A 13,357-nucleotide genomic window follows, 5' to 3' on the forward strand; every position below is an offset into this window, starting at 1 on the left:
ACCATGGAACATATCGCTGGTTTTTACGATACGCATCAGGCGCTCATTATGCAGATCTTGCAAAATGCGCTCTTGACGATTTTTATTTTTATCTTAGCCTCAGTGGTATCCAAGCTCGTCAAGCGCGGTGTATTTAAAGCGACAGAGAAAGTCAGTGGTGGAGATGAAATTATCGCGCGCTTGCTTTCTCAAGTGGCTTCTTATGCGGTTTATTTAGTCGCGTTGGTCATTGTTCTAGATCTCTTTGGTGTGAATACCGCCAGCTTGGTTGCCTTAGTTGGTGCCGCGGGTTTAGCGATTGGTCTAGCACTGAAGGACACATTGAGCAACATTGCCGCAGGTATCATGATTTTATTTCTTAAGCCGATCAAAAAAGGCGAGTTCGTTGAATTCGGAAGCTACTCAGGTAGCGTGGTTGATATTGGCCTTTTCACCTCTGTGTTCGAGACGGCAGATGGCCTCTACATTTCTAGCCCGAACAGTGCCGTTTGGAATTCAACTATCCGTAATTTTAGCCGTAACAACAAACGTCGTATGGATATCACGGTTGGCATTTCTTACCAAGATTCAGTCGAGGTCGGATTGAATGTGCTTAAAGAACTGGCATTATCTCAGCCATATATTCTTAAAGATCCTGAGCCTCAAGTGATTGTCCACATGCTGGCTGATAGTTCAGTGAACCTCCAACTTCGCGCTTGGTGTCCAACAGATAAATACTGGGAAACCTATTGGTTGGTGCAGAAGCAAGTGAAGCCGAATATCGAAGCGGCTGGATTAACCATCCCTTTTCCACAGAGAGATCTGAACATGAAGTGGATTGATAAAGGCTCGGTAAAACCTTAACCAATACATAAGCGGAGGAAGTTGCGATGCTGTTTGTGACTTCCTCTGATTGGAGCTCTCGCCATTACTGCCCACCATTTTTTGATCTGCGCCAGAAGTTTTGGGCGAAGAATTAAGGTTCTTTTCCATACCTTCTGTAATTAATTAAATGCTAATATTCTAGTTCCCGAAACACACTTTTGTCCAGAAATGATTTAGGCAGTATTGACCTGGCCGTGTATTGACCTGGTCCCCCAAGTGTCAATAAACCAAGTTTATCCATTGAGTACAGCCAGGTTACACAGGTCTAACCCTCATTTCATTGACACTTGAGGGGCAGAGTTGGCTAAGCCTTTTCCCCTTTCGCAATCGCGTCCACTTCGTCAACCAGGTCTTCGGCTCTGAGGTGTGTAACGGTGTAGCATCTGCATTGATTTGTGGCCGCTGATGGCGGCGACTTGCTGATCACTTAGCCCGCCTTTTACTAACCGGCTGACGCTTTCATGGGGCAGGTCAGGGCGTCCATGTATTAAACAGCAACATGCTCTAATTGGCCCAAATAGTTGACTCGACTCAATATCCATTCTGCGACTTTCGCTACGTGCTCTGGGAGCATGAAGCTATTACGGTAGATATCGAGAATCGCCTCTTGCTTGGCGCACAACTCTTTGATCATTTTGGTCGCCAGTTTAGGGTTGAGACCAATATTTTGTGCGAAGGTGAGAAAGTCATAGCCGGTGTAGGTACTATGTGATTGATAGCCACTGGTATTGAAATTATCGCCTTCTTCACTCGCGAGAAGAGGTAATGCTAATGGGTTCTCGTTTGCGATGTAGCCAGGATAGGGCGCTATAGATACGTAATCATAGATTGGCGCGAGTCGGGTGGCCTCTTGCTCCGGTAGCAGCAAACCAATATTTCTAAGGTGTAGGTCATTATTACCGAGAAAGTAGGCGACGAGTATTCGGTTAAATAGCTCTTTCTTAAAGTTTAAGCTGCCGTCTACTTGATGAATTAAGAACTTACAGGCTTGCTCGTAGCTCACATATCCTTCGGCATCGCCTTCTGTCTTCCCGTACTTTTCCCGTACGGCCATGGCGGCATCCAGTTGCTCCTGATGAATCGCCTCTTCACCTGCGTTTAAGCGGTCATAGCGCCTAATCATAAAGGCGAGTTCACCTTCTCCGTCCGGAGCGTTAAATCGAACTAATCCAAAGGGAGGCGTATCGAAACCAAGGAATTTCATCACTAACATGGTTGCGTGTTCGTTTTCGGCAAGATGAGGAAATTCTTCTGGTGAAGGCTTGAGAATAAATAGAGCCTTATTCTCCACAACCCCTATCTGATTCTCGTCATTAATCGCCAGAGAAAGCTTGGGTTGGTAACCGGAAATGCTCATGCCTTTTTGTTTCTTTGGCAACTCAGTAACAAATTCAGTACGCGAAAAAGGCAATTGGATCTGAAATCTATTCGAACCTAGTAGGGTTTTGATCTCCCCTTTTTTATACTCGACTTGTTCTCTATTTTGTTCATTGAGCTCATCGAGGCTAATTAGGCTTCTATTGCTCGGATACATGGTCTTCTAACCTCAACAGTTGGACTGCACCAAGTAAATTTTTGCCGTTGGACAGCAGCATACCCAGCGGATCGTTTTCATCAATTTTTTGTAGTTCTGAGTAGCGCTTCTTCAGCCATCCTTCGGGAGCAAGACTGAGGAAAAAAGGATGCAGCTCTTTACTCTTAAATGGCCCATCGGTGACAGGCATACTCAGCGATAAGCTCCGGCCTCGATAACCAGGTTCATATTCGAATAGAAAACCTTGTTCGTTTTGAGACAAAACACCGCAAAACTTGCCGTACAAAAGAACTTTTACTTTTCGATCCATATTTTCATTCCGAGTTCATTCGCAACGGCTAAAAAGTTATCCAGCGAAGTCTTGCTTGGGTCTTTAAGCATTCGTTTTATCGTTGATTTAGAAATATCCGTCTGCAATTCAAGGTCTTCTAATGAGATACTCTTCTTGCGTGATTGCATATCATCAATCAGAGTGTCGGTCTCGTAAATTGAGTAACTTGAAATAGGGCGGTTGCTTGAGGCGTCAACGTTGCTAAGCATCTCTTCGAAAACTTCGTGAATTTCGGACTCAAGCTTACTGGTGAGATTGCGAAGTTGTAGTACTTTAGGATTCATAGCATTGCCTCTGGTGTGTCAAATATGAACCATATAACGGTTTTATTTAAATATAAGCTCAAAAATAGCCCATGTAAACCGCTTTAATGTCATTAATGAGCTTTGTGTTTCTTAAGGTTGAAAAATGGCTCATGTACGAACCTTTAGTGCTATGCAATTCCTTTAGCTCAGCTCATCTGTACTTCTGGCCCCCCAAGTGTCAATAAACCCGTCCTGACCATTGCTCACAGCCAGGTCACATCGGCCTAATCCTCATTTCATTGACACTTGAGGGGCGGTGTTGGCTAAGCCTTTTTCCCTTTGGCAATTGCGTCCAGTTCTTCAACCAGGTCTTCGGCTCTTAGGTGCGTGTAGCGGCGTAGCATCTGCATGGATTTATGGCCGCTGATGGCGGCGACTTGCTGATCACTTAATCCGCCTTCCACTAAACGGCTGACGCTCTCGTGGCGCAGGTCGTGGAATTTAAAATCCTTCAGGCCAATCTTGGCTTTGATCTTCATCCATACCTTGTTGAAGTTATACGGGCGACGCTTGCCGTCTTTTCCTGGTTCGCCAAAGAAAATCAGGTCGGTATCAATAGGCCGTACCGGATTATTAATCGCTTGCTTAAAGGATTCTAACGCCAGGAGAGAGAGCGGAACGGTTCTCGGCATGGTGTTTTTGGTTTCGACCAGGAAAACCACACGCTTTTTCAAATCAACCTGAGAGCGGCGCAGAGAGGTGATTTCTGAGGAACGCATACCGGTTTCCAGCGCGATACGGACAATCCAGGCCAGCATCGGGTTGGTGTGCGCCTCAACGGCGTCCAGGAGCTGTAACTCTTCTTCCTCGGTCAAGCGTCGCTCCCGGCCAGAAGGCGGGGAGGGCTTGCGAATATTCTGGACCGGGTTAATGGCCAGGCCGATCCCCCATTCTTTAATCGCAATGTTGTACAGGTGACTGAGCAGGGCCAGGTCTATGCGCACGGTATTCGCTGAGCGCGGTTTGGGATCTGGGTTACCTCTGGCGTCGCAACGGTCCAGGCCAGCTAACCGGTCGTCTCGATACTTGGCAATGATTTCGGGAGTCAGGGCAGCCAGGGAGTATTTTCCCAGGGCTTTGATGATCGGTTTGGAATGTCTCGCATCACAGGCAGCGGTCGCCGGTCGTTTGGTCGGTGAGATTTCTGCCAGGTAGCGTTTTAATGCTTCTTCAATGGTGAGTCGTTCAGATGAGGAACGTTTGATATACACGCCACGTACAATTTCATCTTCAGTGCGTCTTGCCCAATCCTCGGCATCGCGTTTGAGACGAAAAGTTTTAGACGTCGTTGGCCAGCCGGTTTTTCGAATAACGGCTTTCCAGGTACCTGAAGAGGTTTTAACTAAAGTTGCCATGTGAGTACTCCCGAATGCGTACTGTACTGATTTTGTACCTCGGGACGAAATAAAAGGCAACATTCAAAGAAGGGTAAGCGATAAGTGCTTGATTTGAATGGTGGCCCCTCCCAGACTTGAACTGGGGACCAATCGATTATGAGTCGACTGCTCTAACCACTGAGCTAAGGGGCCATACAGGTCAAAGATTATAGGGGAAGCTTTACGGGGTGTCTAGACGCTAGGGTGGCCAATTGCGCTTAGTTTTTATTCACTTAGCACAACAGGCAATAAAAAAGGTGAGCCAGAGCTCACCTTTTTTCAGTCTTGGTCGATTATTCGTCCAGGAAGCTGCGCAGAGTTTCTGAGCGGCTTGGGTGGCGAAGCTTACGCAGTGCTTTGGCTTCGATCTGACGAATACGTTCACGGGTGACGTCGAACTGTTTGCCCACTTCTTCTAGCGTGTGGTCAGTGTTCATGTCGATACCAAAACGCATACGCAGTACTTTGGCTTCACGTGGCGTCAGGCCGGCCAGAACGTCGCGGGTCGCGCCTTTCAGGCTGGTTGATGTCGCTGAGTCCAGTGGCAGCTCGAGGGTGGTATCCTCGATGAAATCGCCCAGATGCGAATCTTCGTCGTCACCGATTGGTGTCTCCATTGAGATTGGCTCTTTGGCAATTTTCAGTACTTTACGGATCTTGTCTTCCGGCATTTGCATGCGTTCTGCCAGTTCTTCCGGCAGTGGCTCACGGCCCATTTCCTGTAGCATCTGACGAGAGATGCGGTTCAGTTTGTTGATCGTTTCGATCATGTGAACCGGAATACGGATAGTGCGCGCCTGGTCGGCGATAGAACGGGTGATCGCCTGACGAATCCACCATGTGGCGTAAGTTGAGAACTTGTAACCACGACGGTATTCAAACTTATCCACCGCTTTCATCAGGCCGATGTTACCTTCCTGAATCAGATCGAGGAATTGCAGACCACGGTTGGTGTATTTCTTGGCGATAGAAATAACCAGACGTAAGTTCGCTTCCACCATCTCTTTCTTCGCGCGGCGGGCTTTCGCTTCACCGATCGACATGCGACGGCTGATGTCTTTGATGCGTACTACACTCAAAGAAGTCTCTTGTTCGATGATCTGCAGTTTCTGGATTGAACGGCGAATGTCTTCTTCGTTACGACGGATTTTTTCCGCGTACGGTTTGTCAGACGCGAGTACTTGATCCAGCCACGCTTCGCTTGACTCGTTGCCAGTGAAAACCGCGATGAACGATTTTTTCGGCATCTTAGCCACTTCAACCACAGAACGCATGATCAGACGTTCTTGAGTGCGAACGCGATCCATGGAAGTGCGCAGTGTTTCCACCAGGTGGTCGAACTGTTTAGGTGTCAGACGGAATTCACGGAATACGTCCAGTACCAGATCAGTTGCTTCCTGAGCGTGCGAACTTTCGTTACCGTGCTCGTTGATCGCCAGTTGCAGGTTCTGGAATTTGTTGCGCAGTTGCGTGAATTTTTCCAGAGCCAGCTCAGGGTCGATACCGACTTCTTCTTCGCTGTCGTCGCTTGAATCGCCGTCACCGTCTTCATCTTCGTCGTCTTCATCGTCGTCGATGTTTTTGTCGTCTTCATCTTTGAGGTCGGCTTCGGTCAGTTCAGAACCGATGTGCGTCGCAGTTGGCGCAGTGCTCTCTTCTTCATTCGGATCGACAAAACCTGAGATCAGGTCGGTCAGGCGCAGCTCTTCAGCCTGGACTTTATCAAACTGTTCCAGGATGTAAGGGATGGTGCCCGGGTATTCAGCGACCGCGCTTTGAACCTGGTTGATACCATCTTCAATGCGCTTGGCAATATCAATTTCACCTTCACGAGTCAGTAGTTCTACTGTACCCATTTCACGCATGTACATGCGGACTGGATCGGTCGTACGACCAATCTCGCTTTCTACGCTGGACAGCGCAGCGGCAGCGGCTTCTGCTGCATCTTCATCAGTGATCGTATCGTCGTCGTTTAACGCAAGATCATCGGCATCTGGGGCAGTTTCTACTACCTTGATGCCCATGTCGTTGATCATCTGAATAATATCTTCTACCTGCTCAGAATCGACGATCTCGGCAGGTAGGTGGTCATTTACTTCGGCGTAGGTCAGATAGCCTTGTTCCTTGCCTTTTAAGACAAGTACTTTAAGCTGTGACTGCGGACTTTGATCCATAGACGGTATCCAACTTCGTATCTGGTGAAGGAATAGTATGCGAAATGCAAACCACGTATACTAACAAATTTATTCGTTGCTGACTATTTAAACTGGGTTACGCTTTTAATTCTAGCATTAACGCTACTAGCTCCCTTTTTTCGTCGCTTGATAAACCGACGCTTCTCTCTTTAGCCTGCAAGTTGTCAATTTGTTTCTCTACGCACTGAGCAAGAATCTTGTCCAGTGAGTCTAAAAATAGTTCTTCCTGATTGTCTTCGACGAGCGGTATCTCCCAGCTCGCCAGACGAGACAGAAGTGCCTCATGATTTTCGTTGCGCCAATGTTCAAGTAATTGGCCTGTTGATATATGGGGGTTTTGTCGACAGTTTTCAAGCACTGCGACCAACAAACTCAACCCAGGTATAGCGAGCTCTTTCACGCTGGAAAGATCAGGTACTATTTCAGCATAGCTCGGATTTTGCAGAAGCAAAGCGATGACTTCACGCATCGGGGTGCGTTTAATCTCTTTGTGTGGCTGCGGGCGCGGGTTCGCGGCCGCCGGCACGCTCGGCTTTTTATAAATGCCGGTCTTCTGCTCCAGTATGCGCAGCAGCTGATCCTGCAGCGATTCATCCGGAATCTGGTTAATCAGTGGCAGTGCCATCGCCTGTAAGGCGGCTTTGCCTTCATAAGTACTGGTGTCCACCTGGCTGAGCAGATTGGAGAACAGGTACTTAGACAGCGGCTCTGCGTTGTGCATCTGCTGTTCAAAGGCGTCTTTGCCGTATTTACGCACGTAGCTGTCCGGGTCCTCGCCATCGGGCAGGAACAGGAACTTGAGAATGTTGCCACTTTTCAGGTAGCTGAGCGCATTCTCCAGCGCGCGCCAGGCAGCTTCACGGCCGGCACGGTCACCGTCGTAACAACACACGACGGTGTTGGTCTGGCGGAACAGCAGTTGCAAGTGGTCACCTGTGGTTGAGGTACCCAGAGAAGCGACGGAGTAGTCGATACCATACTGCGCCAGTGCCACCACATCCATATAACCTTCGACCACCAGAATCTGCGGTGGTTCACGGTAAGCCTGCAACACCTCATACAGGCCGTACAGCTCTTTACCTTTGTGGAAAATCGGCGTTTCCGGCGAGTTGAGGTATTTCGGTGTACCGTCACCCAGCACCCGGCCACCAAAGCCGATCACCCGGCCACGCCGGTCACGGATCGGGAACATGATACGGCCGCGGAAACGGTCGTAGCGGTTGCCTTTTTCGTTCTCAATCAGCATGCCACCGGAGACCAGCATGTCCTGGTTATGGCGGCTCTGACCGAAGTTTTTACGCACTTGGTCCCACTCGTCAGCGATGTAGCCGATACCGAACTTCTGTACGATTTCACCGGATAAACCGCGGTTTTTCAGGTAATCGATGGCGGTGCGGTTGGTGGCAACTTTTAGCTGCTGACGGTAGAACTGGGCAATGTTGCCCATTAAGTCGTACAGGTTACGCTTTTCTTCACTGCTGGCGCGCGGGGCATTACTGCTGTTATTGAAGCTGCCGTTGGAGCGCGCTTCGCGCGGTACATCCAGGCCGAGAAAGGAGGCCAACTCTTCAATCGCTTCCGGAAATTCCAGTCGCTCGTACTCCATCATAAAGTCGATGGCATTACCGTGTACGCCGCAACCGAAACAGTGATAAAACTGTTTTTCCTGGCTGACGCTGAAAGAGGGGGTTTTCTCGTTGTGGAACGGGCAGCAGGCGCTGTAGTTTTTACCCTTTTTTTTAAGTTTTACACGTGCGTCAATGATGTCGACGATATCAAGTCGAGCGAGGAGGTCATCAATGAAACTACGAGGGATCTGTCCTGCCATAAAACCTAAAACAAAGAGCTAAACGAAAAATTACATCCGGCCGGATAGGCGGCGAGCCTCGCGGTTAAGGCTGAGGTTCGGGTCTGCAAAGGCCAGGAGTATAGATACAAACAAGCCGTGCGTTCCGAAGAATAGCACGGCTTGCTGCAATTGGGCGTGGTATTAAGCCAGCTTAGCGCGAACTAAACCGCTTACTTTACCCATATCTGCGCGCCCTTGAATTTGCGGTTTCAGCACAGCCATTACTTTACCCATGTCTTGCATGCCCGCTGCTTCTGATTCGGTGATTGCGCTGTCAATCAGTGCAGACACTTCGTCTTCGGTCAGTGGTTGAGGCATAAAATCCTCAAGTACTGTAATTTCGGCTTTTTCCGCATCAGCGAGGTCTTGACGACCGGCTGCTTCAAATTGCGCAACAGAATCGCGACGCTGTTTAACCATTTTCGTCAGCACAGCAAGAATGTCGTCGTCGGACAGAGTAATCTGTTCGTCAACTTCACGTTGCTTAATGGCTGACAAAGCTAAACGGATAGTGCCAAGGCGCGTTTTGTCCTTGGCTTTCATCGCTAATTTTTGCTCTTCTTTGAGCGTGTCAATCAGAGCCATAACAAATTCCTAAGTAAGGAATCAGTTATTAGTACAGGCGAACGCGACGAGCGTTTTCGCGAGCAAGCTTCTTAGCGTGACGCTTTTGAGCTGCTGCTTTAGCGCGTTTGCGAACTGTAGTTGGTTTTTCGTAGTGCTCACGACGACGCACTTCAGAAAGGATACCTGCTTTTTCGCAAGAGCGCTTGAAACGACGCAGTGCTACGTCGAACGGTTCGTTTTCACGTACTTTAACTACTGGCATATGCCTTTCACCTCAGGGGTTAATTCGTTAACGCTGGAGTTCAGTGACCGAAACAATAATTTGCTTAGTCTATCTACCAGCTTGATCAAAAATGGTGCCGAATTTTAATCCGATCGACAGGGCTTTGTAAAGCATTTTGTCGACTACAGTCTGTACAAAATTTGTTTGTAAAGCCAAGCCGAGGTAACATGGCGCCAATTTCTAATTATAGATGAAAGCACGCTGAGAAAACTATGCGCATTATTGGTATTGAAACCTCTTGTGATGAGACGGGTATAGCGATTTATGACGACGAGAACGGATTGCTGGCGCACAAACTCTATAGTCAGGTCAAACTTCATGCAGACTACGGTGGTGTGGTGCCGGAACTGGCCTCACGCGACCACGTGAAAAAAACCATTCCTCTGATTAAAGCGGCGATGGCCGATGCCAATTTGACGCCGGCCGATATTGACGGTGTGGCTTACACGGCCGGCCCGGGCCTGGTGGGCGCGCTGCTGGTTGGCGCCACAATCGGCCGCAGCCTGGCGTACGCCTGGAATGTGCCGGCGGTGCCTGTGCATCACATGGAAGGCCACCTGCTGGCGCCGATGCTGGAAGATAACCCGCCACCGTTCCCGTTTGTCGCGGTACTGGTGTCCGGCGGCCACTCAATGATGGTGGAAGTGAAAGGCATTGGTGAATATCAGATCCTCGGTGAGTCGATTGATGATGCGGCCGGTGAAGCGTTTGATAAAACCGCGAAACTGATGGGGCTGGATTATCCGGGCGGCCCGCTGCTGGCGCGTCTGGCGGAGAAGGGGACGCCGGGCCGCTTTAAGTTTCCGCGTCCGATGACCGACCGTCCGGGTCTGGACATGAGCTTTTCCGGCCTGAAAACCTTTACTGCCAATACCATTGCCAGCAATGGTGATGATGAGCAGACCCGCGCCGATATCGCCTATGCGTTCCAGGAAGCGGTGTGTGACACGCTGGTGATCAAGTGTAAACGTGCCCTGGAACAAACCGGGATGAAACGTATCGTGATTGCCGGCGGCGTGAGTGCCAACAAGCAGCTGCGTGAGTCGCTTGGTAAACTGGCACACAAAATCGGCGGTGAGGTGTACTACCCGCGCACGGAATTCTGTACCGACAACGGTGCGATGATCGCTTATGCCGGGATGCAGCGTCTCAAGAACGGTGATACCACGGATCTGAGCCTGGATGCGCGTCCGCGCTGGCCGATTGATCAACTGACGCCGATTGCGGCTGACGCTTAATCCTCGGTTCGGTTTGATTTTAAATCTCGGATCGGATCAGTGTTAAATAAAGAAGGGCGGTCGCTGCGGCGGCCGTTTTTTTATCTGAGCGCGGGTGATGTGTGGTCAGTCAGTAAGATCCGATGCAATCCCATCACTCAGCGGCAATCGTAATCAGTGACAACAGTTATTAGTAACAATAGTTATTAGTAACAATAGTTATCAGTGACAACAGCAATTAGCCACGATGCTGATTGCCAGACCAAGAAAGGAATAATGACCATGACGATGTTTACCCATGACGGCCAGCAGATGCATTATCTTGATCAGGGCGAGGGTGAAGTGATTGTGTTTGGCCACAGTTATCTGTGGGACAGCGCGATGTGGGCGCCGCAGGTCGAAGCGCTGAGCGCAAAATACCGCTGTATCGTGCCTGACCTGTGGGCGCATGGTCAGTCGCAACCGGCGCCGGCATCGATGCGCAGCCTGAGTGATTATGCCCAACATATTCTGGCGCTGATGGATCATCTCGGCATTGAGGCCTTCACCATCGTTGGCCTGTCGGTGGGCGGTATGTGGGGCGCAGAGCTCACGGCGTTGGCGCCGCAGCGCGTCAACGCCCTGGTAATGATGGATACTTTTGTCGGCCTGGAGCCGGAAGTGACCCATGCGAAGTACTTCCACATGCTGGATACCATTACTGCACTGCAAGCGGTGCCGGAGCCGATTGTCGAGACGGTGGCACCGATGTTTTTTGCCAAGCAGGCAGCGCAAACGACGCCGCAACTGGTGCAGGACTTTAAACAGCATCTGGCCGCTCTGAGCGGTGAGCAGGCGGTGGAAGTGGCGCGTATCGGGCGGATGGTATTTGGTCGTCGTGACCTGATGGAAGAGGTCGAGAAGTTTGCGCTGCCGGTACTGATTGCGGTTGGCGCTGAAGACAGCCCGCGTCCGGTGCTGGAATCGTATCTGATGCAGGACAGCATTAGCGGCAGTGAACTGGTGGTGATCCCGCAGGCCGGCCACATCAGTAATCTGGAGCAGCCGCAGTTCGTGACGGAAATGCTGCAACGCTTTTTGGCCAAGGCGCTGAAATAAGTCACTCTGCAACACCAATAAAAAAGGCCGTTACGGCCTTTTTTTAGATCTGAACCTCACGGCCGCGCTCGCGTTTACTGCGGGTCTGCCCGGTTAGTCGAGATCCCGGTGTTTGGTGCCGACTTTCGGCTCGGTGCCGCTGATCAGGCGTTTAATATTCTGATGATGGCGCAGCACGATAAGGCAGCACAGCATCGCTACCGGCAGGGTGTAATGCGGTTTGACCATCCAGGTATAAAACGGTGCCAGCAGTACGGTGACCAGTGCGGCCAGAGAAGAGTAGCGAAAGATCACCGCGATCACCAGCCAGGTGGCCATGATCATCGCAGTCAGATCGAGTCCGATCGGTGCGATCGCCCCCAGTGCTGTAGCGACCCCTTTACCACCTTTAAAATGAAAAAACAGCGGATACATATGGCCAAGGCAGGCAGCGATCGCGATCACGCCCAGCAGCAGCGCATCAATGCCGAGAAAATACGCACTCCAGACCGGAATGGTGCCTTTGAGCATGTCACACAGCAGCACGGCCGCCGCGGTCTTTTTGCTGCCGATACGCAGCACATTGGTCGCGCCCGGATTATGCGAGCCGACGGCGCGCGGATCTGGCAGTCCGGTCATTTTGCAGATCAACACCGCACTGGAGACGGATCCCAGCAGGTAAGCAGAAATGATCATAATGAGTGCCAGTGGCGTCATAATTTCCTCAAAGTGAAGATTTACCGGAAGATCGGTTCACAAGTCCTTGTTAACCAAGCTCAAAGTAAAAATTCTGTCCGGATTTCGCATCTTGAGGTGGTTTAGGTATATGATAACGCGATTCAGCAGAATAATACGTTTTTTTCCTCAAATAGGGTATCCGACCTGTAAAAAGGATGTAATAGAAAGATGGATAAAGTTTTTATCGAGCAATTGGAAGTGATCACCACCATCGGTGTGTATGACTGGGAACAAGAGATCAAGCAGAAGCTTGTACTGGATCTGGAAATGGCACACGACAATAAGCCTGCCGGGCTGAGTGACGATGTGGCGGATGCCCTGGACTATTCTCAGGTCAGTCAGGCGGTGATCGATCACATTGAAAACGGCCGTTTCCTGTTAGTGGAACGCGTGGCAGAAGAAGTGGCAGAGATCATTATGAGCCGTTTCTCGGTGCCTTGGATCCGGATTCGCCTCACTAAGCCGGGTGCAGTGGCTCAGGCCAAAGGCGTGGGTGTGATCATTGAGCGAGGAAAAGCATGATCACCACCTATGTGGGCGTGGGTTCCAATCTGCAGCGTCACAAACACATAGAGGCCGCGATTAACGAGCTGGCCGGGTTAGGGGAAGGGCTGCGCCTTTCCACTATCTATGAGTGTGAATCGGTCGGATTTGACAGCCATGCCTTTTTTAATCTGGTGGTTGAATTGCAGACGGAACTAAATTTGTCAGAGCTGTCTCAAACCCTGCGTGATATTGAACTGCGCTGGGGCCGTGACAGCCAGGCGCAGAAATTTCAGGACAGGACGCTTGATCTCGACATCATTCTGTATGGAGACACTGTGTCGCCCGCGGCACCCAAGTTGCCCCGCCCGGACATTTATCAATATCCCTTTGTGATACAGCCTTTGTATGAGCTGTGTCCGGCGTTGTCCATTCCCGGCGATCAGCAAACGATCGCACAGGTGTGGCAGCAAGCCAAAGGGCTGGAGGCGCTTAAGCCTGTGGAGCTTTGGTTCTCAGTTAATTAATAATAAGAGAA

The 13,357-nt window shown here is 50.2% G+C and carries 14 protein-coding genes and 1 tRNA gene; 5 read left to right on the forward strand and 10 right to left on the reverse strand.

What is annotated here, in order from left to right; translation table 11 throughout:
• Positions 1-3: 3 nt before the first annotated feature.
• Positions 4-843: a mechanosensitive ion channel family protein gene (locus tag E6C74_RS03300; protein ID WP_136483286.1), complete on the forward strand. Its 840-nt coding sequence runs from the start codon at positions 4-6 to the stop codon at positions 841-843.
• A 508-nt stretch (positions 844-1,351) separates the two neighbouring features.
• On the opposite strand, the gene E6C74_RS03310 is transcribed toward E6C74_RS03300, so the two are convergent.
• From E6C74_RS03310 to rpsU, 9 genes are all read right to left on the reverse strand, one after another.
• Positions 1,352-2,398: a HipA domain-containing protein gene (locus tag E6C74_RS03310; RefSeq protein ID WP_136483287.1), complete on the reverse strand. Its 1,047-nt coding sequence runs from the start codon at positions 2,396-2,398 to the stop codon at positions 1,352-1,354.
• Positions 2,382-2,708: a HipA N-terminal domain-containing protein gene (locus E6C74_RS03315; protein WP_136483288.1), complete on the reverse strand. Its 327-nt coding sequence runs from the start codon at positions 2,706-2,708 to the stop codon at positions 2,382-2,384. Before E6C74_RS03315 ends, E6C74_RS03310 begins: the two co-directional genes overlap by 17 nt.
• Positions 2,693-3,013: a helix-turn-helix transcriptional regulator gene (locus E6C74_RS03320; RefSeq protein ID WP_136483289.1), complete on the reverse strand. Its 321-nt coding sequence runs from the start codon at positions 3,011-3,013 to the stop codon at positions 2,693-2,695. Before E6C74_RS03320 ends, E6C74_RS03315 begins: the two co-directional genes overlap by 16 nt.
• Before the next feature lie 284 nt (positions 3,014-3,297).
• A complete protein-coding gene (locus E6C74_RS03325; RefSeq protein ID WP_136483290.1) occupies positions 3,298-4,389 on the reverse strand; it encodes a site-specific integrase in 1,092 nt (363 codons plus the stop codon).
• Positions 4,390-4,487: 98 nt separating this feature from the next.
• Positions 4,488-4,563 (reverse strand) — tRNA-Ile (locus E6C74_RS03330).
• 140 nt (positions 4,564-4,703) lie between these two features.
• Positions 4,704-6,584 carry an RNA polymerase sigma factor RpoD gene (gene rpoD, locus E6C74_RS03335; RefSeq protein ID WP_136483291.1) on the reverse strand — a complete coding sequence of 627 codons (1,881 nt, stop codon included), beginning with the start codon at positions 6,582-6,584 and terminating at the stop codon, positions 4,704-4,706.
• A 97-nt stretch (positions 6,585-6,681) separates the two neighbouring features.
• Positions 6,682-8,433: a DNA primase gene (gene dnaG / locus E6C74_RS03340; RefSeq protein ID WP_136483292.1), complete on the reverse strand. Its 1,752-nt coding sequence runs from the start codon at positions 8,431-8,433 to the stop codon at positions 6,682-6,684.
• A gap of 162 nt (positions 8,434-8,595) precedes the next feature.
• A complete protein-coding gene (locus E6C74_RS03345; protein ID WP_136483293.1) occupies positions 8,596-9,039 on the reverse strand; it encodes a GatB/YqeY domain-containing protein in 444 nt (147 codons plus the stop codon).
• 28 nt (positions 9,040-9,067) lie between these two features.
• Positions 9,068-9,283, reverse strand: coding sequence for a 30S ribosomal protein S21 (gene rpsU, locus E6C74_RS03350; RefSeq protein ID WP_001145625.1), 216 nt, complete (start codon positions 9,281-9,283; stop codon positions 9,068-9,070).
• A gap of 233 nt (positions 9,284-9,516) precedes the next feature.
• Between rpsU and tsaD the strand changes: the two genes are divergently transcribed.
• A complete protein-coding gene (gene tsaD, locus E6C74_RS03355) occupies positions 9,517-10,542 on the forward strand; it encodes a tRNA (adenosine(37)-N6)-threonylcarbamoyltransferase complex transferase subunit TsaD (RefSeq protein ID WP_136483294.1) in 1,026 nt (341 codons plus the stop codon).
• 261 nt (positions 10,543-10,803) lie between these two features.
• Entirely contained in the window at positions 10,804-11,619 is an 816-nt protein-coding gene (locus tag E6C74_RS03360; protein WP_136483295.1) for an alpha/beta fold hydrolase, read from the forward strand.
• 93 nt (positions 11,620-11,712) lie between these two features.
• On the opposite strand, the gene plsY is transcribed toward E6C74_RS03360, so the two are convergent.
• The gene (gene plsY / locus E6C74_RS03365; RefSeq protein WP_136483296.1) at positions 11,713-12,315 is read right to left on the reverse strand and encodes a glycerol-3-phosphate 1-O-acyltransferase PlsY; all 603 of its coding nucleotides are present in this window, start codon (positions 12,313-12,315) and stop codon (positions 11,713-11,715) included.
• A gap of 189 nt (positions 12,316-12,504) precedes the next feature.
• Here plsY and folB point away from each other — a divergent pair, with 189 nt between their 5' ends.
• Positions 12,505-12,858 carry a bifunctional dihydroneopterin aldolase/7,8-dihydroneopterin epimerase gene (gene folB / locus E6C74_RS03370; protein ID WP_136483297.1) on the forward strand — a complete coding sequence of 118 codons (354 nt, stop codon included), beginning with the start codon at positions 12,505-12,507 and terminating at the stop codon, positions 12,856-12,858.
• On the forward strand, positions 12,855-13,346 hold the full coding sequence (folK, locus tag E6C74_RS03375) for a 2-amino-4-hydroxy-6-hydroxymethyldihydropteridine diphosphokinase (RefSeq protein WP_136483298.1): 492 nt from the start codon (positions 12,855-12,857) through the stop codon (positions 13,344-13,346). Before folB ends, folK begins: the two co-directional genes overlap by 4 nt.
• The last annotated feature ends 11 nt before the right edge of the window (positions 13,347-13,357 follow it).

It is taken from the genome of Vibrio sp. H11, assembly GCF_004804295.1.
In the GTDB taxonomy this organism is placed as follows: Bacteria; Pseudomonadota; Gammaproteobacteria; order Enterobacterales; family Vibrionaceae; genus Vibrio; species Vibrio ostreae.

Excerpts from the sequence above, each read along its gene's own strand:
- E6C74_RS03300 (WP_136483286.1), top strand. The coding sequence starts at position 4 with ATGGAACATATCGCTGGTTTTTACGATACGCATCAGGCGCTCATTATG.
- E6C74_RS03310 (WP_136483287.1), bottom strand. The coding sequence starts at position 2,398 with ATGTATCCGAGCAATAGAAGCCTAATTAGCCTCGATGAGCTCAATGAA.
- E6C74_RS03315 (WP_136483288.1), bottom strand. The coding sequence starts at position 2,708 with ATGGATCGAAAAGTAAAAGTTCTTTTGTACGGCAAGTTTTGCGGTGTT.
- E6C74_RS03320 (WP_136483289.1), bottom strand. The coding sequence starts at position 3,013 with ATGAATCCTAAAGTACTACAACTTCGCAATCTCACCAGTAAGCTTGAG.
- E6C74_RS03325 (WP_136483290.1), bottom strand. The coding sequence starts at position 4,389 with ATGGCAACTTTAGTTAAAACCTCTTCAGGTACCTGGAAAGCCGTTATT.
- rpoD (WP_136483291.1), bottom strand. The coding sequence starts at position 6,584 with ATGGATCAAAGTCCGCAGTCACAGCTTAAAGTACTTGTCTTAAAAGGC.
- dnaG (WP_136483292.1), bottom strand. The coding sequence starts at position 8,433 with ATGGCAGGACAGATCCCTCGTAGTTTCATTGATGACCTCCTCGCTCGA.
- E6C74_RS03345 (WP_136483293.1), bottom strand. The coding sequence starts at position 9,039 with ATGGCTCTGATTGACACGCTCAAAGAAGAGCAAAAATTAGCGATGAAA.
- rpsU (WP_001145625.1), bottom strand. The coding sequence starts at position 9,283 with ATGCCAGTAGTTAAAGTACGTGAAAACGAACCGTTCGACGTAGCACTG.
- tsaD (WP_136483294.1), top strand. The coding sequence starts at position 9,517 with ATGCGCATTATTGGTATTGAAACCTCTTGTGATGAGACGGGTATAGCG.
- E6C74_RS03360 (WP_136483295.1), top strand. The coding sequence starts at position 10,804 with ATGACGATGTTTACCCATGACGGCCAGCAGATGCATTATCTTGATCAG.
- plsY (WP_136483296.1), bottom strand. The coding sequence starts at position 12,315 with ATGACGCCACTGGCACTCATTATGATCATTTCTGCTTACCTGCTGGGA.
- folB (WP_136483297.1), top strand. The coding sequence starts at position 12,505 with ATGGATAAAGTTTTTATCGAGCAATTGGAAGTGATCACCACCATCGGT.
- folK (WP_136483298.1), top strand. The coding sequence starts at position 12,855 with ATGATCACCACCTATGTGGGCGTGGGTTCCAATCTGCAGCGTCACAAA.